This is a genomic window from Nocardioides hwasunensis (genome assembly GCF_014779665.1).
In the GTDB taxonomy this organism is placed as follows: domain Bacteria; phylum Actinomycetota; class Actinomycetes; order Propionibacteriales; family Nocardioidaceae; genus Nocardioides; species Nocardioides hwasunensis.
Genome location: NZ_JACXYY010000010.1, coordinates 72,691 through 90,938, shown reverse-complemented (window position 1 = coordinate 90,938; position 18,248 = coordinate 72,691). Strand labels below are relative to the sequence as shown.

Annotated in this window: 19 protein-coding genes; 8 read left to right on the top strand and 11 right to left on the bottom strand. The window is 68.2% G+C overall.

What is annotated here, in order from left to right; all coding sequences use genetic code 11:
- Window positions 1–31 precede the first annotated feature (31 nt).
- The 5 genes from IEZ25_RS20560 to IEZ25_RS20545 are packed head-to-tail and all read right to left on the bottom strand — an operon-like array spanning window position 32 to window position 4,262.
- A complete protein-coding gene (locus IEZ25_RS20560) occupies window positions 32–712 on the bottom strand; it encodes an acylneuraminate cytidylyltransferase family protein (protein ID WP_318152374.1) in 681 nt (226 codons plus the stop codon).
- Window positions 709–1,824: a hypothetical protein gene (locus tag IEZ25_RS21705; protein WP_224749401.1), complete on the bottom strand. Its 1,116-nt coding sequence runs from the start codon at window positions 1,822–1,824 to the stop codon at window positions 709–711. Before IEZ25_RS21705 ends, IEZ25_RS20560 begins: the two co-directional genes overlap by 4 nt.
- Window positions 1,809–2,813 carry a glycosyltransferase family protein gene (locus IEZ25_RS20555; protein WP_191201348.1) on the bottom strand — a complete coding sequence of 335 codons (1,005 nt, stop codon included), beginning with the start codon at window positions 2,811–2,813 and terminating at the stop codon, window positions 1,809–1,811. The genes IEZ25_RS21705 and IEZ25_RS20555 overlap by 16 nt, the downstream gene beginning before the upstream one ends.
- A gap of 4 nt (window positions 2,814–2,817) precedes the next feature.
- Window positions 2,818–3,360, bottom strand: coding sequence for an acyltransferase (locus IEZ25_RS20550; protein ID WP_191201347.1), 543 nt, complete (start codon window positions 3,358–3,360; stop codon window positions 2,818–2,820).
- 26 nt (window positions 3,361–3,386) lie between these two features.
- Window positions 3,387–4,262 carry a glycosyltransferase family 2 protein gene (locus tag IEZ25_RS20545; RefSeq protein WP_191201346.1) on the bottom strand — a complete coding sequence of 292 codons (876 nt, stop codon included), beginning with the start codon at window positions 4,260–4,262 and terminating at the stop codon, window positions 3,387–3,389.
- Between the two features lie 34 nt (window positions 4,263–4,296).
- Between IEZ25_RS20545 and IEZ25_RS20540 the strand changes: the two genes are divergently transcribed.
- Window positions 4,297–5,160 (top strand): glycosyltransferase family 32 protein, encoded by an 864-nt coding sequence (locus IEZ25_RS20540; protein ID WP_191201345.1) that lies wholly within the window; start codon window positions 4,297–4,299, stop codon window positions 5,158–5,160.
- A gap of 7 nt (window positions 5,161–5,167) precedes the next feature.
- On the opposite strand, the gene IEZ25_RS20535 is transcribed toward IEZ25_RS20540, so the two are convergent.
- Entirely contained in the window at window positions 5,168–5,953 is a 786-nt protein-coding gene (locus IEZ25_RS20535; RefSeq protein WP_191201344.1) for a class I SAM-dependent methyltransferase, read from the bottom strand.
- A gap of 55 nt (window positions 5,954–6,008) precedes the next feature.
- Between IEZ25_RS20535 and IEZ25_RS20530 the strand changes: the two genes are divergently transcribed.
- Complete coding sequence (locus IEZ25_RS20530; protein ID WP_191201343.1) at window positions 6,009–6,995, top strand: glycosyltransferase family 2 protein; 987 nt, start codon at window positions 6,009–6,011, stop codon at window positions 6,993–6,995.
- A 45-nt stretch (window positions 6,996–7,040) separates the two neighbouring features.
- Here the strand turns inward: IEZ25_RS20530 and IEZ25_RS20525 are convergent, their stop codons facing one another.
- Window positions 7,041–8,885, bottom strand: a complete 1,845-nt coding sequence (locus tag IEZ25_RS20525) for an ABC transporter ATP-binding protein (protein ID WP_191201342.1) — start codon at window positions 8,883–8,885, stop codon at window positions 7,041–7,043.
- A gap of 49 nt (window positions 8,886–8,934) precedes the next feature.
- The gene (locus IEZ25_RS20520) at window positions 8,935–9,618 is read right to left on the bottom strand and encodes a glycosyltransferase (RefSeq protein WP_191201341.1); all 684 of its coding nucleotides are present in this window, start codon (window positions 9,616–9,618) and stop codon (window positions 8,935–8,937) included.
- 332 nt (window positions 9,619–9,950) lie between these two features.
- On the opposite strand from IEZ25_RS20520, the gene IEZ25_RS20515 reads away from it, so the two are divergent.
- Window positions 9,951–10,673 (top strand): class I SAM-dependent methyltransferase, encoded by a 723-nt coding sequence (locus tag IEZ25_RS20515; RefSeq protein ID WP_191201340.1) that lies wholly within the window; start codon window positions 9,951–9,953, stop codon window positions 10,671–10,673.
- On the opposite strand, the gene IEZ25_RS20510 is transcribed toward IEZ25_RS20515, so the two are convergent.
- Window positions 10,646–11,950, bottom strand: coding sequence for a glycosyltransferase (locus tag IEZ25_RS20510; protein WP_191201339.1), 1,305 nt, complete (start codon window positions 11,948–11,950; stop codon window positions 10,646–10,648). The two genes, IEZ25_RS20515 and IEZ25_RS20510, sit on opposite strands and share 28 nt — an antisense overlap.
- Before the next feature lie 65 nt (window positions 11,951–12,015).
- Here IEZ25_RS20510 and IEZ25_RS20505 point away from each other — a divergent pair, with 65 nt between their 5' ends.
- Genes IEZ25_RS20505 through IEZ25_RS20485 form a run of 5 tightly spaced genes read left to right on the top strand, consistent with a single transcriptional unit; the run spans window position 12,016 to window position 16,999 of the window.
- Entirely contained in the window at window positions 12,016–13,101 is a 1,086-nt protein-coding gene (locus IEZ25_RS20505; protein WP_191201338.1) for a glycosyltransferase family protein, read from the top strand.
- On the top strand, window positions 13,098–14,033 hold the full coding sequence (locus IEZ25_RS20500; protein WP_191201337.1) for an alpha-1,2-fucosyltransferase: 936 nt from the start codon (window positions 13,098–13,100) through the stop codon (window positions 14,031–14,033). Before IEZ25_RS20505 ends, IEZ25_RS20500 begins: the two co-directional genes overlap by 4 nt.
- Before the next feature lie 10 nt (window positions 14,034–14,043).
- The gene (locus IEZ25_RS20495) at window positions 14,044–14,886 is read left to right on the top strand and encodes an FkbM family methyltransferase (protein ID WP_191201336.1); all 843 of its coding nucleotides are present in this window, start codon (window positions 14,044–14,046) and stop codon (window positions 14,884–14,886) included.
- 2 nt (window positions 14,887–14,888) lie between these two features.
- Window positions 14,889–15,761 carry an alpha-1,2-fucosyltransferase gene (locus tag IEZ25_RS20490; protein WP_191201335.1) on the top strand — a complete coding sequence of 291 codons (873 nt, stop codon included), beginning with the start codon at window positions 14,889–14,891 and terminating at the stop codon, window positions 15,759–15,761.
- Window positions 15,758–16,999, top strand: a complete 1,242-nt coding sequence (locus tag IEZ25_RS20485) for a glycosyltransferase 87 family protein (protein WP_191201334.1) — start codon at window positions 15,758–15,760, stop codon at window positions 16,997–16,999. The genes IEZ25_RS20490 and IEZ25_RS20485 overlap by 4 nt, the downstream gene beginning before the upstream one ends.
- Here the strand turns inward: IEZ25_RS20485 and IEZ25_RS20480 are convergent.
- Both IEZ25_RS20480 and IEZ25_RS20475 read right to left on the bottom strand, forming a co-directional pair.
- Window positions 16,935–17,582 carry a WbqC family protein gene (locus tag IEZ25_RS20480; RefSeq protein WP_191201333.1) on the bottom strand — a complete coding sequence of 216 codons (648 nt, stop codon included), beginning with the start codon at window positions 17,580–17,582 and terminating at the stop codon, window positions 16,935–16,937. The two genes, IEZ25_RS20485 and IEZ25_RS20480, sit on opposite strands and share 65 nt — an antisense overlap.
- Window positions 17,579–18,199, bottom strand: a complete 621-nt coding sequence (locus IEZ25_RS20475) for a PIG-L deacetylase family protein (RefSeq protein WP_191201332.1) — start codon at window positions 18,197–18,199, stop codon at window positions 17,579–17,581. The genes IEZ25_RS20480 and IEZ25_RS20475 overlap by 4 nt, the downstream gene beginning before the upstream one ends.
- Window positions 18,200–18,248 lie beyond the last annotated feature (49 nt).

The following is an 18,248-nucleotide window of genomic DNA, read 5'->3' as shown; positions in this document are numbered from 1 at the left end:
CCACCGTAGCCAGCCGCGGTCCCGGATGTGGTCAGACGGCTCGATGAGCTGCCATCAACCGCAGGGCGAGCGCCACGTCGAGCTCGGTGTCGATGTCGATGCCCTCGTCCTCGTGCATGACGAAGAGCCCGACGCGACCCCCGAGCCGGTTGTCGTGCTCCTCGTAGACCTCCGTGCGGGTGACGTAGAGCGAGCCGGTCTCGCGGTAGCGCCGCGCCTCCGGGGTGAGGTCCTGCCGGCGCGGCCGGGCTGCGACGTCGTACGCCGCGGTGGGCGGGTCGCCGGCCTGCCAGATGAACGGGGGCTGCTCGACGACGCCGACCATCGAGTCCACGCCGGTGGTGGCGAACTCCGCCAGGGCCCGGCCGAGGGTGTCGTCATGGCGCACGGGCGAGGTGGCTTGCAGGAGCATCACGGAGTCCGGTCGACCGCGCTCGGCGGTGACCTGCTCGATCGCGTGCCGGACGACGGGCTCGGTGGGCGTGGTGTCCTGGGCGAGCTCGTCGGGCCGCAGCCAGGGCACCCGGGCGCCGGCGTCACGTGCCACCTCGGCGATCTCCTCGTCGTCGGTGGAGACGACCACGTCGAGCTCGGGCACCGCCAGCGCGTGCTCGATCGTCCACACGATGAGCGGCTTGCCGCCGACGTCGAGGAGGTTCTTGCGCGGCACGCCCTTGGAGCCGCCGCGCGCGGGGATCACGCAGAGCGTCACGAGGCCGCCTCCGTCACGAGCTCGGCGATCCGCCGGGCGGGCTCGTGCTCGGGCCGGTCCGGCGGCGGCGTGGGGAGGGTCCCGAGACGGTGCATGGCATAACGCTCCCAGAACTCGCCGAGCCATGCGGGCGGATGGGGGAAGTCGACCCAGGCGTCGCGCCCTCGCGCGGCCGCCTCCAGGACGCCGGTCGAGAAGACGCTGACGACGGGCGCCTCGAGGTCGACCAGCGGCACACCGCTCGTGTCGATCGTGATGCCGGCCCGGGCGTAGGCCGCCAGCACCGCGCGCGAGGTCACGTCGCCCTCGGAGGGGTGCGGCCGGTAGACCGCGCCGTGCTCGCGGCAGGTGGTCAGCGCGGCACGGGCCAGCCGGGCGCGTGAGATCTCGGCCGCGTGCCCCTGTCCGAGGTAGGTGAGTGGCCGGGTCGCCGGTTGAGCAGGGCGCCCAGCGGAGGTCGCCGGTCGAGCAGGGCGCCCAGCGGAGGTCGCCGGTTGAGCAGGCCGTCCCGCGCCCGTGTCGAAACCAAGACCCGCCCCCCACAGCAGCTGGCTCCCGGTGACGCTCACCCGGACGTCCTGCCTCCCGGCCGTCCAGAACCCCCCGTCGTGCTCGCTCCACGCGAGCAGGTGCGCCGCACGCGGCAGCGGGGGTGCGAACGGCGTCAGTGCCCCGTGCTGCGACACGAAGAACGTCGACCGGTGTTCCTCGGCCAGCGCGAAGGCCGTTGCACCGATCTCGGTGTAGTGCCCCGCGGCGAGGACCGTCCGGATGCCGCGCAGCCCGAGCAGCCCACGCAGGTCGATCGTGCGCCGTCGGTGCCGGGCGTATGCCGCGGGCGGCTGCCATGCCACTGGTGCGACGATCGCCGTCCGCTCGGGCGAGAGGTGGGTCAGTGGCGCGACGACCGCGTTCGCCACGCTGGCGTGCGTCGCCTCGACAGCGACGAGGACGTCAGCGTCGGAGAGCGGCGTGAGGAGGTCGACGTACGCCTGAGCGGGTGGTCGCATCCGCGCCCTCGCCGCCCGGGCCGCGAAGCGCACCGGGTGCCGCGACTCGTGCCAGCGACGCCACGCCACGAGGTCGCCGGGATGCTTCAGGCCGTGTCCCATGACGCCTCCAGGACGGCGACGCGGTGGTCGAAGGTGTGCTCGGCCAGCGTCCGTGCCCGTGCCGCGGCGCGGATGGTGTCGGTCCAGCCCGGGTCCGCCAGCGACCGCCGGCACAGGTCGGTGAGCTCCTCCGGCGTGGTCCAGGTGAGCACCTCCGTCCCGGGGTCGTAGAGACCCTCGACATCGAGGCGGTCGAGCAGCTCGACACCCCCGATGCCTGCTGCCTCGAACGTACGCATCGTGAAGCCGTCCTGGTCCCCGTGCAGGTTGAGCGTGGCGGCCGACGCGGCCATCACGTCGTACGCCGCCGCGCGCCCGACGTCGCGGCCCGCGGGAAGGGCGGGGGTGCCGACTCGCCAGGTGCGCAGCCGGTCGATCGGGTGGCTCGACCAGTCGCGTCCATGGGCGCGGACCGGGATGCCTTCGTCACGGAGGACGGTGAGCACCCGCTCTCGGGTGGGGTAGCGGGCGCCGATGAACGAGATGTCGTGGGTCCGGCGCGTGGTGGGCGTGGGGACGAGCCGGTGGTCGAAGGCCAGGGGCAGGTGGCGGGTGGCGAGCGCGGCCGCCTCGAAGTCGACGTCGTCGAGCGCGGAGTAGGTGGCGATCGGACCGATGCCGCCGAGGCGCTCGATCGTCCAGCGCGTGCGGCGGACCTCGTCGTAGAGCCAGGTGACGCGCGGCAGCCCGGCGATCGACTCCCAGAACCCCGATCCGAGGGTGTCGCCCTTGACCACGACGACCGCCTCCGGGCGGGCTGCAGAGACGGCGGCAGCGGCGCGCTCGGTGGCCTCACGCGCGAGCCCGCGATGCGATCCGGCGCCGATCTTGTGGGGGAGCTGGTGCCTGACCTGGTGCCACGTCCGTCCCACGACCCCGCCGTTGTCGTCGTAGACGTGTGTGGTGACCTCGTGTCCGCGCGTGCCGAGGGATGCGGCGATGGCGGCGTGGTAGCCGTGGAAGGCCGGGCTGACGAGCAGCACCCTCATGCGCTCATGCTCCGACGGGCCTCGCGGGTATGCCGACGACGGTCTGACCGGGTGCGACGTCGCGCGTGACGACGGCGTGGGCGCCGACAGTCGCTCCGTCGCCGATGCTCACCCCGCCGAGCACGACACTGCGCTGGCCGAGGAAGACGCGGTCGCCGATGGAGATGGGTCCGGTGCCGTGCACCCGGTGCCGGTCGTCGCGGTCGTGGTCGGAGGACCCCACGAAGACGCCGTCCGCGATCACGCAGCCGGAGCCGATGGTCACGGAGTCGTACGCGTGGAGGTGGACGTCATGCCCGAGGTAGGTGTGGTCGCCGATCCTCAGCTCGCCTCCGTCTGGCTCGCTCGCCAGCCAGGCTCCCTCGAACACCGAGCAGCCGGCACCGAGGTGGATGCGCTCGACGCCCTGCAGCTTGTGGGGTCGCACAATCACGGTTCCGGCGCCGATGCTGCCGAAGGCGCTTCGGTAGAGCAGCTCCGTGACGACCCGCCCCACGCGCCAGCGCAGGCCCGGCCGGGCCTCGATGAGTCGCCGCTGGAGGGTCACAGCGGTCACTCTAGTGACCGACCGGCTCAGGGAGCGGGGGAATCGAGCCGACGTGCCTCGACGAGCTTGCCCGCCTCGAACGCCATCAGCGTGAGCCACATCCTGCGGGCGTCCCCGCTGCCGCGCCACGGGAACTGCTTGAGCAGCAGCAGCTCGTGATGGACGCGCCGCGGGAGGGACTTGGGGACGACCTCGGCGGGGCGGAACTTGTTGTAGAGGGTGGCGGTGCCGCGGCCGGAGTTGTACTGCTGGCGCAGCACGCCCTTCAGGTCCGTGCGGATCCGGTAGTGGAGCAGCGCCTCAGGTACGTAGGTGAAGCGATAGCCGAGATCCCACGCGCGCCACGCGAAGTCGATCTCCTCCGCGCCCGCCGGGAACGTCTCGTCGTAGCCCCCGACCGCCTCCCACACCTCGCGGCGCATCGCCGTGTTGCCGCCGAGCCCGTACGTCCGCCCGCCCCACGTCTGGTAGAGACCGGTGCTCTCCTGCTCGATCGGCACCCACCCTGCGGACGGTCCCGAGAGGGAGACGGTCTCCGCCGGACCGCTGACCAGCGTGTGATCGTCCAGCGACTGGTGGAAGGCCCGGACCCATGCGGGAGCGACCACGTCGTCCGCGTCGCAGATCAGGATGCGATCGGTCGAAGCGTGCTCGATCCCGACGTTGCGGGCGACGGACACACCCTGTCCGCGTGACGCGTCCACGACTCGGAGGTGGGGCAACCTGTCCTGCCACGACTCGATGACTGCGGCGAGGTCGTCGGTCGACTTGTTGTCGGCCACGACCACCTCGAAGGACGGCGCACCTTCCTGGACGGTCAAGGCCTCGAGCTGCTGGCCGATCAGGTGGGCGGCGTTGTAGGTCGGGATCACCACGGAGCAGACGACACCGTCGAGCGACATGCCGTCACTGTATTGAATCCGACAGGATGGGTTCATGGGGTTGCTGCAGACCGCACGTCAAGCCAAGCATCTTGCTTTCGTCGCGGACAAACGATTACGCAGAGCACTGAAGAAGGCCAAGTTCGATGCTGCCACCCGGGTGTTCCGCAACGTCGAGACGGTGCGGCCCTTCTTCTACGACCCCAAGCGGTACCGAAAGACCTTCTTGGCGTCGGATGCTGAAGGTGGAGGCACGACCGAGTTCCCTCGTCGTGTGTTCGCCGTCTGGGCGGGCGAGAACGAGCTCACTGACAACCGGAAGCGCAACCTCGAGCTGCTGCGAGGAAGCATCGGCCTGCCGGTGGTGTTGGTCTCGCCCCTGAACCTCGGCGAGTGGTTGGTCGAGGGTGCGCCCTTGCATCCCGCCTATGAACACCTCTCGATGATCCACCGTTCTGACTATCTGCGCGGCTACCTGATGCACCATCACGGTGGTGGGTACGTCGACATCAAGAAGCCCCTGGCATCCTGGGCTCCTTCGTTCGACGCCATGGCGGCCGACACCGACGCGTGGGTGACGAGCTACTCCGCCCAGCACGCCAACTGGATCGGAAAGCTCCCGGGACGGATGGGCCGCGACATCCTGGTCCGCTATCGGCTCAGCTTCGGTAAGAGCGGATTTATGATGCGCTCGCACACGCCGCTGACCGCCGAGTGGCTGGCCGAGATGGATCAACGACTCGACCGGGCACAATCAGTACTGGCCCAACATCCGGGCGGAATCTTCGGCGATGACGCCAACTATCCGCTGTCGTGGACCGACTTGCTGGGCCGGGTGCTGGACCCGCTGACGTTGAAGTACCTGACGCACGTTCGGCTCGACGACCGCATGATGCTCGACTTCGAGGATTACCGCTGACCCGTGGTCAGCGGCGGGTCAGGGCAGCCAGCCGTGCTCGTGCCTTCTTGGCTCCGGGGACCGCGGCCGGCGGCAGGTACTTGATCCAGCGGTAGGTCTCGTGCGCCCTCGGAGACAGGATCAGCAGTCGTCCGCCCGAGACGTCCTGCACCTCCGACGTCCACCAGGGCGACGTGGTCGCGACACCGTCGATGTAGGGCGCGGGTTCGCCCCACGTTGCGTAGAGTTTGTTGGGGCTCACCACGATGGGCCTCAGGCCTTCCGTTGCCACAGCTGACCAGACGGCGGCAGCGACGCCGGGCGTGTGACCCGAGCGGAAGTCGTCGAACACCACCACGCCATCGGTGGCGAGGAGCCGCTTGGCGGCGGCGATGTCGAGAACGACGTGTTCATAGAGGTGGGATGCATCGACGTGCATGAAGCGAGTACTCGCTGCCTCGACGTGGTCGACGATCCGTTCGCTGAAGTCCTGGACCACGGTGGGAAGGGCAGGATGCACCCCGCGGTAGTACCTTTCGAAGGCCTGACGACTCAGCCCGGCGTACGACTCGCTGTTCTCCTGAGAGTTGGCCTCATCATCAGCCGGCGCCTCGAACAGGTCGATGATCGTGAACGTCTCGCCGTCCTGCAGGTGGTCGCCGATCAGCACGGCGGACTGGCCCATGTAGGAACCGAGCTCGACCAGGTGTCCGGGCCCCGAGATTTCTCTCCCGCTACCGAGGAACCAACGGAACAGCTCCCGATCGATCGCGTCGAACCAACCCGGGATTGCGTCGAGGTCCTCGTCACTCACGGCCATCGCGGCAGTCTCGCACACGGCTGACGGGACTCGCGGCTACGCTCGGGCCGTGCCCAAGACTTTCGTGCGAGTAGCCCGGGGGGCCAAGCACCGGTCGTTACTGGCCGCCAAGGACGTTCGAGCTACCCGTCATGCAGCGACCCAGCTGTGGGGTCCGGCCGGGCGAGACGTGCGTCGGCGCGTGGCCGACGCGATGGACCTGCCCGACATCCCCGCACGGCGTCGGATCACCGGCTCGGTGTGGGCAGTGGCGATGGTCAAGAATGAGGTCGACATGATCGAGCAGACCATCGACCACCTGCGTCATCAGGGAGTCGACGGTGTCCTGGTGGCCGACAATGGCTCGACCGATGGCACTCGGGAGCTGCTAAGAGATCGCGCCGGCGACGGCCTCCTCCACGTTGGTGACGACAACGAACCTGCTTATTTCCAAGCCCCCAAGATGCGCTACCTGGCGGCATGGGCAGGGCGCGCAGGTGCAGATTGGGTCGTCCCATTCGATGCTGACGAATGGTGGTACGGCGCTCACGAGTCGCTTGCCGAGACTCTGCGGGCGTCGTCGACGCCGATCGCATCAGCGGTGATCCACAACGCCTTTCCGGCGCCCGACGAGGCCGGTGCGCACACGTCGGGGTGGCAGGTGGACCGTGCATCCGCGCGGCTCGAGAAGGTCGCCTACCGCTCTCACCGATTCGCAGCCTTGCACCACGGGAATCACGGCGTCTCTCGCCCCGGGAGAGTCGAGCAGTCCCTCCGCATCCTGCACTTCCCCTGGCGGAGCGAGGCACAGTTCCTGAGCAAGGTGGCGACCGGGGCTGCGGCGCTACGACTGACCGGACCCCGTGTTGCCGGAGAAGGCGGAGACCACTGGCGTGACCTCGACGACGCTGCTGACGAGCTGGGCGACATCTGGCGGCGCATGCTGTTGGGCGAGGGACACCCCAAGCTCGAGTGGTCGCCTTCGGGTGAGCTCGTGCCGATCGCGATCGACGGTTGGGCTCGGCAATGGGATCCCGCGGGTGTGCTCGCACCATAGGCGCGCCGGTTCCCGAGGTTCATGAGCGTATGGCTTGGCGCTGACTCAGAGCACTGGTTCCTTGGGGTCCAATGAACCGAGTGCGACCAACCGGGCGAATGTCGGGCTGGCTTGGCGAACCTCGTCGAACGTTCCGGAAGCCGTCACACGGCCCTCTTCCATAAAGATGAGCCGGTCGCAGTGGCGGACGGTGGACAACCGGTGCGCGACCACGACGACGGTCACGGAACCATGCAGGCTCTCGATGGTGTCGGTCAGGCGGCGCTCGGTTTCGTTGTCGAGCGCGGACGTCGCCTCATCGAGCACGAGCAACGACGGATTGCGGTAAAGGGCTCGTGCGATCCCGATGCGCTGGCGTTGGCCTCCGGACAGCCGCGAGCCACGCTCGCCGGCCATGGTGTCGAGACCGTCAGGGAGACCGCGCACGAGGTCGACGAGCTGTGCGCGCTCCACCGCCGCCTCGAGGCGGTCGACGTCCACGTCCTCGTCGAAGGCGATGTTCTCACCGATCGAAGCGTCCAGGAGCGTGACTTCCTGCGGGACCACGGCGACCCGCCGCTGCCACGCCGGCAGGTTGTCGAAGATCGAGATGCCACCTGCCTCCACCGTCCCTCCGGTGGGCGTTTGGAGCCCGAGGATGATGTCCACGAGCGTGCTCTTGCCGGCTCCACTCGACCCGACCACGGCCAGCGACGATCCGGTCGGGACGTCGATGTCCACGCCGCGAAGGACCTCGACCTCCTCTTGGTCGCTGTAGGCGAACCGGAGGTCGCGGATCTGGACATCTCCTCCGGGCACGGCTTCAGTGACGACACGAGAGATCTCCTCGTGCGTGTTCTGCCGCATGAGTCGATGCACCGTCACAAGGTGCTGCAGGGGTGAGCGGGCGAACCGCACCGCAGCGAAGGCGTTGATGAGCCTCACCGAACTCGGCAGGATCCGGCTGCCGGCCGCCACGAAGAGGCCGAGAAGCACCAGACCCTCCACCGCGGATGCCCCGGTCGTCGCGACCACCGCGAGCGTGCCGACGCCCAGGACGAAGACGATCTCGAGGAAGTACTTCGGCAGGTCGCCCAGCAGGTTGGTCGTGACGCCCGCTTCAGCACCCCGGATGCTCGCGTCACGGAAGTCCTCGACGAAGCGCGCGTGGGCGCGACGCAGCTTGATCTCCTTCACCGCGGTCAGCGGCTGTAGCGACGATCGGGAGACGTCCTCGGCTGCGAGTCGCGCCTTGTCACCCGCTGCGGCAACGCGGGGACGGATGAACCGCTGAACGACGAACGCAGCAGCACCGAAGTACGCGGCGGCCGCGAGCGCGACCCACGGTGCGAGGACGAGCAAGGACCCGAATATGAAGACGATCGTGAGGATCTCCGCAAACGCGGCCAGCGCTCCGGCCAAGCCCCCCGCGAAGCCCATTCCGACGGCCCCGTGGACCGTCCAGAGCTTGTCCGAGGTGTTCTGCCGGAGGTGCCACGAATAGGGGCTGGTGAGGTAGCCCTCCAAGAGCTCTGTCGAGAGCTCGACCTGTTCGCGCGCCATGAAGTTCAGCTGCCAGCGGCGTACGAACAACGAGGCGATGTCCTTGATGATGAACGCGCCGAAGATGATGAGCCCCAAGCTGGCCACGAGCACGCGGAGCTCCGGCTCACCGAGAGCCCGATTGACGTACCCGAGAGCGCCGGAATCAACGGACTGCCCTGTCACGTACTGCATCATCGGCAGCATTGCCACGACGCCGGCCATGTCGATGAGGGCAAGCGCCGCCGAAAGGATCATCGAGATGAGCAGCTTCAGACGAGTCGGTTGGTCGAGGAGCTCACCGGTACCAGGCGGGAAACCGACGAACGTCGCCGCTCTGCGAAACACGGATCCTCTCAGGTTCGCCACGTGGTCAGTCTGCCTTCCTGCCGGGCGGGGAAACGCGCTCCAAGCTCGCTCACCGCAGTGCTCGATCGCGAAGTGACTTGACGCCGGTCATCGCGTGGTGGCGTGTCCGTCCGTACCAAGCTGCGCCACGGTCGCGACCATCCCGCCACACGCGCTCGATCTTGCCGAGGGGTCGGATCTCTTCGGGCCATCGCGAGCGCAGGGTCGCAGCACCGCTGTCGAAGGCATCGCTGTCGCCGACGCTGCCCTTGTCCCGGTGGACGTAGTCGACGTGCACGACTCTGACGCGGTATCCGGCTCGGCGGACGAGCAGGCAGTAGTCGGTGTCGTACCCGTGGAACGCCGGCAGGGCGTCAGCGTCGAAGTCGATCGAGTGGAACGCCGAGGGGGACAGCGCGAGCAGCAGTCCGTCGACCACGTCGACGTCTGCTTCCGCCGGGCCGAAACGTCGCCATCCGTAGAAGTCGTCCGCGTAGCCCGCGCGCGTGCGGGCGTCGACCCACTGTGGGCCGTAAAGGCCGCGCCCTCCGACGGCGCCGACCACTCCGATACCGCGTCCCCGCAGGCCGTCGAGAAGCTGCCCTCGAGCTGCTGGGCCAAGAGCGACGTCGTCGTGGATCAGCACAACGCCCTCGCAGTCGTCCATCTGGCGAGCGCGAGCGAGGATTCGGTTGTAAGCGGCGCAGATGCCGTCGCTGCCCTGCTCGCGGAGGAGGACGTCCTCAGGCGCCATCACCTTGCTCAGGGAGGGCTCGGCGACGGTCGCGAACTTGCCACTCGGCCCGATGCAGCACCCGAAAACCAGCACCGACCGAGTCTTGCACGATTCGCGAGGGCTCCGAGGCCACTTCCACCTAGGCTCGTTGTGTGGATGCGATTCGTGAGCACGTTCGTGCTCGACTTCGTAGGACGTCGGTCTGGCAGCCCTACCAGCGGTGGCGCCATCGTCGCTTGCTTCGATCGACCCTCGGGCCCGATCACGACGCCGGGACCCACGCGATCTTGGTGAGGTGGCAGCAGGAGCGTGAGCGCGCCGCGGTCGTCGAGTCAGACCACGGTGGGGGCGTGTCTCCGGAGGAGCTTGCGGCCTTCTTCGCAGGTTTCCGGGTGGTGGATGCGGGCGTGCCACTGGTGCGTGTCGGACCAATCGGCGACGGGGGCTATCTGCTGCCTGATGACCTTGAAGGTATCGTTGCCTGCTTTTCTCCGGGGGTAGCGGGCGAGATCGGCTTCGACGTCGAGCTGGCCAACCGCGGCATCCCGGTGCACATGATCGACAAGTCCGTCACGGGCTTGCCCGAACCCCACGAGCGAATCGACTTCGAGCCGCTCTTTCTGGGGACCCGCACGGAACCGGGATGGACGACGTTGACTGATTGGGTCGAGCGTCGCGCGCCAGGCTCAGGCGATCTCGTGCTGGAGATGGACATCGAGGGTGCTGAGTGGGCCGTGCTGCTGACAGCGCCCGCAGACACCCTCAGACGGTTCAGGGTCATGGTCCTCGAGCTTCACGACCTGCACATGCTGGCGAAGCGCAGCACTCTTCAGGTCGTGAGCGCCGTCTTCGACAAGCTCCTGGATGACTTCGAGCTCGTCCACGTGCACCAGAACAACCACGAGTATCCGGTCCCCTATGCGGGCTTCGATCTCTATCCGGTGGTCGAGGCGACCTTCCTGCGCAAGGACCGGGTCGAGCACGCTTCGCACCGGGCCGAGCTGCAACATCCATTGGACAGTGCGAACGCGGCGGTGGTGGTCGACTATCCCCTCGACCGCCGCTGGCTCTGAGGCTCCAGCACGCCCTTGACCGCGACTGCCGCCCGGTGCCGAAGCACCCCGAGCCTCAGGCGGCCGTGGGGCCTCGCGAGCCGCTTGAGGGCGGATTGATCGCGGTGCGTCCACACGACGTCGCTGCGAAGCGCGCGTTTGATCCCTTCCACCACGTCGCCCCCCATCACGCTTTCGCGAAGAGTCTCCATGTCTGCGCGACCCGCGTCGCCCAGGCGTGCCCTGAGATCGGGCTCGTCCGCTAGCCGACGGAGCCACCTCACGGCGTCCTCGTGCGAGGGCTCCGCCCACACGTCGCGGTCGACGAGGTACTGGTACGCGGGATACGGAGTACGCACGGGCACGAGCTCGCACTCGACGAGCGCGGAGTTCTCGGCGGTCATGAAGTCGAGGTTGCCCGAGAAGCGCGTCGCCACCGTGGCGGTGCCTACGCTCATCGCTTCCATGAGCGTGAGGCCCAGTCCCTCGCTCCTGTGCAGGCTCACCACGACGTCAGCGGACGCGAACAGGCCGAGGACCTCGGAGTACTCGAGGCTCTCCTGCACCACCCGGACGCGCGGATCTGCCGCGGCCTCGGCCACAGCCGTCACAGCTTGCCCGCCCAGATCGGCGTCGTCCCCGAGGTGTCCGATTTTCATCAAGAGTGCGACGTCGTCCCTGTCCGGAAACGCCTCGGCGAAGGCACGGACGAGTGCGAGCGGGTTCTTGCGGCACGAGTCGCTGAGGGTGTCGAACGCGTTCACGAACAGAACGTCGCGGTCCTGCACTCCCCATCGCGATCGTTCGACCTTCTCCACGTCGCGTGACGGGATGGCCTGCCGGAACGGCACACATGTCGAACCAGGAACCCCGGCAGACACGGCGTCGGTGATGAAGTCGCTCAGGGTCAGCACCAGGTCCACGGCCTCGAGCGCCGGAAGGAACTCGGGCCTGAGCACGTGATGCTCCAGAGCCACCACGACGGCGGTGATGCGATCGCGATCAGCGAGACGTGGGTTGCGCTCGAGAAACGTCTCGGTGTCAGTCGGCGTGAAGCAGAACACTGAGATCGGGTGCGGCTGGGAACTCGCCTCGTCGGTGCCCGTGAGGCACACGCTCTGGTCTTGTCCCGTACCTCCGAAGTCGGGCGCGACGTCCGTGATGGCTACCGGTACCCCTTGCTCCCGAAGGACCTGCACGAGGGTGCGGGCTAGGACGCCTTGGCTCTGGATGCTCGTGAGGTAGCCGAAGACGTTGATACCGAATGAGGTCTCGCACATCTCCCGCAGTCGCGGCATCAGGTCTCCTTGTGTCGGCTTGGCGGCGCCACCCTATCTACGCCGAAGGCTGGTTGAATGCCCACATGATCAGGTTCATGGCACCCGATCTCCCGAGCCCCAGCGGCGGCATCAAGGTGATCTACCGCTACGTGGAGCACCTCTGCGCGCTCGGCTACGACGCCCGCGTCTGGCACGGCACCCCAGGCTTCGCCTACAAGTCGTGGGGCTCCACGGCGCCCGTGGACACCGGGGTCGAGCTCGACTTCGCTGCAGGCGACGTCCTGGTCATGCCTGAGACGGGCGGCTCCAAGTGGAGCTTCCTGTCGGATGGCCAGCCGGTCGTGATGCTCTGCCAGGGGATGGACTTCGTCTTCGCCAACTCCGACTTCCTCACCGACGAGCCGGGCGCGTACCCGGGCTGGCCGCAGGCCACAGCGGCCATCACGATCTCCGATGCGATCCACACCTTCCTCGACCGCGCCTGCCGTGACGGCTTTCCGTTGCACAACGTGCCCGTTCAGATCGAGGACTGGTTCCAGCCCGGCGTGAAGGAGAAGCGCATCGCACTGATGCCGCGTCGCCGGCGCGAGGACCTGTTGGGTGCGGTCCAGCTCGTACGACGCTCCGGGCGGCTAGGTGACTGGCAGATCGTGCTCATCGACGGCATGACGCAGCACCAAGTCGCCGAGGAGCTGGGGCGGGCTGCGATCTTCCTGTTCGGAGCCGAGCGCGAGGGCGTCGGCCTGCCGGGAGCCGAGGCGATGGCCTCAGGTTGTTACGTGGTCGGATTCACCGGCGACGGGGCCAAGGAGTACATGCTCGCCGAGCACTCGTCGGTCATCGCCGACTCCGACGTGGTCGACATGTGCGACCGCACCCTCGAGGCGATGGACTGGTTCGAGAACGACCGGGTGGTCATCGACGACCGAGCGCGCCGCGGCCACGACTGGGTCCGCTCGCGTCACAGCGGCGAGCTCGTCCGCGAGCGGCTCGGCTCCGCCTTCGCCACCATCACTGCGCCGGGTTCGCCGTCGTTGCTCCCGGGAGCCGTGACGCTCAAGCACTACCAGTCGCACGCTCCAGCGAACGATCCCTACAACAGGGCGAGGAGCGCCGTACGAGGCGCGGGTCGCCGGGTGCTGGACCGGATCGAGGGCCTCCGCGGATGAGCGCTGTGTCACGCGCGCGCTCGTTGGCCGCGGGAGCAGTGAGTCCGGCCATCACCGGTCTTCGCAACCGGCTCGGATCGCAGGTCGTCAACTGGACGCCCGAGTTCATGGGCTTCGGGAACCAGCTCTACCTCTGGGCTTGGGCTCACGCACGTCGAGACGAGGCGGTTCCCCATCGTGTGCTGATCGTGGAGCGGAGCCGCTACTGGCTTCCGTTCTTCCCGGCCGTTCGCCCCTACCTCGTTGAGAGGTCGGACGTGGGCTTCTGGGACACGCGCGACCACTTCTACGCCTACAAGGAGGAGCACTCGGGAGACGTCCGCGGCTACACCGACGAGTCCCGTGCGGCGTTCGTCCGCGACTGGATCCTGTCGAGCCCGGCACTGGTCGGGGCCGACGGTGGAGAGCTCGCCGATGACGGGGTGCTCACGCTCAACCTCCGGCGCGGCGACTTCTACAGCAATCCGTGGTTCCGGTCCGAGTACGCCTTCGACGTTGCCGCCTATGTTCGTCTAGCAGTTCCTCGCGCGATCGAGCAGGACGGTCCCGTCCGCCGTATCCACGTCGTCTCCGACGACATCGAGTGGTGCCGGACCCACCTCGGGTTCCTGTCGTCGTACGCCGCCGAGGTGACCGAGCCGCACCCGTCGAGCAAGCCGATCGACCACCTCCGCGACGTGTCTTCCTCACGCCGCCTCGTGATCGCCAACGGGACCTTCTCGTTGTGGGCGGCAGCGATGTCACGGGTCCTCCTCGATGCGCCGCCGCGGACCGTGTGGGTGCCGGCGTTCTTTCAGCGTCGCTACGGCCCCGGGCGATGCGAGGAGTACGACCAGGACTGGAGCTTCGTCGACGACCTACCTGGCGGATGGCAGCCGGACTGGGTTGTCGAAGGTCTCGATCACGACCCGGCGCAGGATGCGAGCAGATAACGTACGGGCAATGGATTCCACGCCTTCCCCGAAGCCCACCGGTGCCGCCGCCCGCGCGACGGGCCTCGCTCGGCACGGGGTCCGTCTCGCGTACGGAGCCGCGAAGACAGCCGTCGACTCGGCTCGCAGCCGCCAGCTGGTGTCGACCCGTTGGGTGCCGTCCGAGGATCGCTGGCACTACCACTGGCCGGAGGGCAGGGTCGCGGACGAGGGCCGCTGGAAGGACGCGCAGGGCTGGGCGACCCGAGGCTTCTACTACGGCATGGACGACCTTCTCTTCCGCCGCTACCGTCCACGACAGGGAGACGTCGTCTTCGATGTCGGCGCAGGTGACGGCGGCGAGACCTTCTACCTCGCAAGCATGGTCGGAAGCTCTGGCCGGGTGGTGTCGATCGAGGCCGCGCCGAGCCCCTTTCGTCGACTTCAGGACCTCGTCTCCCGCAACGCCTGGCTGCAGGTGACGCCTCTCAACGTCGCGCTCGCCTCCGAGCCGGGGACCGTCTCGATCAGCGACGACCCCCAGCAGTGGGTGGCAGGGAACATCTTCGAGGCGGACGGCTCGGTCGACGTCGAGGCCGAGACCTTCGACGACCTGTGCGAGCGGCTCGGGATCGACGAGGTGCACTGGGTGAAGATGAACATCGAGGGCGCCGAGAAGGACGCCCTGCGAGGCATGGAGCGAATGGCGCCGCACATCCAGAACTTCACCATCTCCTGCCACGACTTCCTCGGCACCGACTGGGGCCGCTCGAAGGACGAGGTGCTCGCCTGGTTGGACGCCCACGGCTTCGCGGCCGAGATGCGCGGAGAAGGCGACTTCGTGCAACAGCTGTACGTCTACGCCTGGCGCTAGCCGTGCACTGGAGAGCACGGAGGGCCCTGGACGGCTTCCAGGACCGGTGGGTCCGGCGCGGGCCACGTACCGTCCTGTGGACGCAGCCGACGGCACACCTCGGCAACTTCCTCTACGACTGGATGCACGCGTTCGACCAGCGCAGCCGGGGCGTCGACATGGTGTGCCTGCGCACGCCGCCGATGGACCGGTGGCTACCGATCTTCGGCGCATCGGCTCGTGACCTGCTCGTCGAGCCTGACGCCGTACGCCTCACGGACCGGCGGGAGAAGGGCCTGCACAACGAGTTCGGGCCGCACTTCGACGATTCCGACCTCGCCCGCTTCCTCGAGGGGTTCCTCGAGCCGAGCGGCATCCTCGATCCCGAGCGGGTGCCGGCCGACCTGCGGGTCACCGAGCGCGACGTGGTGGTCAACGTCCGTCGTGGTGACTACGTCACCAACGAGTCCAACTGGCGCAACTACGGCTTCGACGTCGACGACTACCTCCGGGTGGCCCTCGCCCGCAGCGTCGAGGTGGGCGGACCGATCCGCCGCATCCTGGTCGTCTCCGACGGGATCGGCTGGTGCCGCGACCACCTCGGCTGGCTCGGCGAGCACTGCGACGTGCTGGACTTCGAGGACACCGGGCAGCCCCCGGAGGTACACCTCGGCCTGCTGGCCAACGCTCCGCGGCTGGTGCTTGCCAACTCGACGTTCTCCTACTGGGGTGGATACGCCAGCGCCTGGCGCTTCGGGACGCCCGAGCAGGTCCTCGCTCCGTGGTTCCACATCCGCTCCGCCCTCGGTGGGGCCGCCTGGCAGCTCGACCCGCGCTGGAGCATCGTCGAGGACATCCCCAGCGGGTGGGCCCTTCCCCCGAGGGAGCACTCGTGACCCGATCCAACCTCGTGCGTGCGGGACTGCTCGCCCTGGCTGTGCTTGTCGCGTTGAGGCACGTCGTCAGCGACTGGCGGCTCGGTGCGTCGCGCGACCTCGGTGTCGAGGGCGACATCGGCATCTACATCGGTGCCATCAACCACCTGAGGTCGGGCGGTGCTCTCTACGACTTCCCGCTCGACGGTGGCCGCTACGGGTTCACCTACCCGCCGTTCTCCGCGATCGTGCTTCGCCCGCTGACATGGCTCGACCCGATCACGACTGGCCGGGTCTGGCTCACGGTCTGCGTGCTGGTCGCGGTCGCCGTCGTCGGTCTCGCGGTCGTGTCGCGATCGTGGCCGACGTCGGTGGCGGGACGGCTGGTCGTGGTCGGCCTGGCGATCGGGGCCTTCCTCGGATCGGTCCAGGTGCAGAGCGACCTGATCACCGGTCAGGTCAACCTCGTTCTCGCTCTCCTGATCATCCTCGACGTGGGGCGGTTCGCCCCCGAGAGGTTCCGAGGCGCATTGGTGGGCCTCGCCGCGGCCATCAAGCTGACGCCGTTGGTGGTCTGGGGCTGGTACGCCGCCACCCGTCAGTGGCGTGCACTGGCGATGTCGGTGGGCGTGTTCGCCGGATGCGTTCTCCTGGCGTGGGTCGTCATGCCGGGTGACTCGCGACGCTTCTGGACGGATGCGATCTTCGAGACCGAGCGTGTCGGCGACGCCGACCTGCGCTTCAACAACAGCGTGATGGGCGCCCTGACCCGCATCGGTGTCGACGGGTCCGCCAAGACGGTGCTGTGGTTGCTGCTCGGCGGGGCTCTGGTCCTGCTCGCCTTCTGGAACGCGCAGCGATCTCGCCGGGCCGGCGACCACTTCGCGTCTGCGGTCCTGCTCGGCTGTGCCGCCGTCGTCGCGACACCCGTCGCCTGGCCGCACCACCAGATCTGGCTGCCGCTGGCAGGAATCGTGCTGATCCTCCGCGAGCGGTGGATGCCCCGCCTCGCCGGCGCGGGGATCGTCGTCTTCGCCTACGTCCACGTCCCGCTCACGCGGTGGTGGGACGCGCACGACCTCGGGTGGTTCTTCAACCACGTCGACTTCGCGATGTTCGTCGGCGTGTGCGTCCTGGGGCTGGCTGCGGGTCCTGCGGTCCGTCAGGACGGCAGTGAGGAGGACGGGGCTGAGGTCAGCGCGGCGCGGCCGCCTTCGACACGATCTCCATCGGGTCGTCGTAGTCCATCAGCACGGTGACGATCGAGTCCCCGGTCGTCTTCTGGTGGTCGGAGAACTCCAGACCGATCCCGAGCTCGCGGAACCTCAGCTGCGCCTCGTCGCCGAGATAGTCCCGCGCCCCGGTCCCGGAGAGGTACGACGTCGCGCCGACCATCTGGAGCTGTTCGAGCACGCGGTCGGCAGCCTTCTCCCGCGGCGGCTCGGTGACGACTACCTCGGTCGTGATTCCGAGGTAGTCGCGCACGGCGATGATCAGCTGGTGGTTGATGTCGGCGAGGTTGTGGGACTCAACGGCGTGGATCATCTCCAGCACGTCGCCGCTGCGGTCCGTCCAGTGACGCGAGCCGCGGTAGCGGCCGGTGATGGAGCTCTCGAGGTGGTCCTGCCACCCCGGCTTCACGATCGTCTCGTTGATCGGGATGAGGTGCGGCTTCGTCTCCAGCGGCAGCGTCACCCACGACTCGCGCATCATCACGCGGCGCTGCACCCAGTGCTTCTGCAGCTGGTCGTGGACCGCGAGGACGAAGCGGTCGCTGTTGAGCATCTTGAACCAGAAGCCCGGCCACGGCAGGAGGTCCGGCTGGTGGATCGCGACCTTCACCGGCGCACCGTCCGGACGAGGGCGTACTGCTCGGCGTACGGCACCAGGCGCACCTGCCCGAGGGCTCCCGCGATCTGGCGGACGCTGTTGATCGGGTGCACGTCGGTGGGGATCTCGGACTGGTAGGCCTGGCAGGCGGCCTCCTTGGCGGTGATCTGCTCCTCGGTCAGCGCCTCGAAGACGTTCCAGCGGAGATCGGTGGGGTAGAGGTTCACGTCGTAGACCGCGATGTCGTAGACGTAGACGCTCGGCGGGAACCAGTGGTCGAGCGACATCGAGACGCGGCACGACCGCATCCCGGCCTCGTAGACGGCGATGTGGTCCTGGTGGAGCGAGGGGTAGGGGAGGTAGAGCTCGTCGGGCTTGAGCTCGGCCATGATCGCGTCGATCGCCCCGACCATCTCGGTCATGTGCTGGGGCGTCTGCCCGTCGGGGAAGGCGAGCTGGCGCGACTCGGCGACGCCCAGGATCCTCATCGCCTCGGCGTGCTCCTGTGCGCGCACCTCGCCGCTGTCGGTCATCACGACGACCACGCACTCGTCGGGATGCTTGGCCATCAGGCCGCCGCACCCCATGGCCTCGTCGTCCATGTGGGGGGCGAGGATCAGCCGCAACATCTGAGCTCCTTCGTCATCGACGGTCGTGAGTCTAGGTGGACACAGGTCT

What these genes read in the sequence shown, in the direction of transcription:
- IEZ25_RS20510 (WP_191201339.1), bottom strand. Translation starts at nt 11,950, where the DNA reads ATGCCGCGACTGCGGGAGATGTGCGAGACCTCATTCGGTATCAACGTC.
- IEZ25_RS20505 (WP_191201338.1), top strand. Translation starts at nt 12,016, where the DNA reads ATGATCAGGTTCATGGCACCCGATCTCCCGAGCCCCAGCGGCGGCATC.
- IEZ25_RS20545 (WP_191201346.1), bottom strand. Translation starts at nt 4,262, where the DNA reads ATGTCGCTCGACGGTGTCGTCTGCTCCGTGGTGATCCCGACCTACAAC.
- IEZ25_RS20495 (WP_191201336.1), top strand. Translation starts at nt 14,044, where the DNA reads ATGGATTCCACGCCTTCCCCGAAGCCCACCGGTGCCGCCGCCCGCGCG.
- IEZ25_RS20500 (WP_191201337.1), top strand. Translation starts at nt 13,098, where the DNA reads ATGAGCGCTGTGTCACGCGCGCGCTCGTTGGCCGCGGGAGCAGTGAGT.
- IEZ25_RS20555 (WP_191201348.1), bottom strand. Translation starts at nt 2,813, where the DNA reads ATGAGGGTGCTGCTCGTCAGCCCGGCCTTCCACGGCTACCACGCCGCC.
- IEZ25_RS20540 (WP_191201345.1), top strand. Translation starts at nt 4,297, where the DNA reads ATGGGGTTGCTGCAGACCGCACGTCAAGCCAAGCATCTTGCTTTCGTC.
- IEZ25_RS20520 (WP_191201341.1), bottom strand. Translation starts at nt 9,618, where the DNA reads ATGGCGCCTGAGGACGTCCTCCTCCGCGAGCAGGGCAGCGACGGCATC.
- IEZ25_RS20475 (WP_191201332.1), bottom strand. Translation starts at nt 18,199, where the DNA reads ATGTTGCGGCTGATCCTCGCCCCCCACATGGACGACGAGGCCATGGGG.
- IEZ25_RS21705 (WP_224749401.1), bottom strand. Translation starts at nt 1,824, where the DNA reads ATGGGACACGGCCTGAAGCATCCCGGCGACCTCGTGGCGTGGCGTCGC.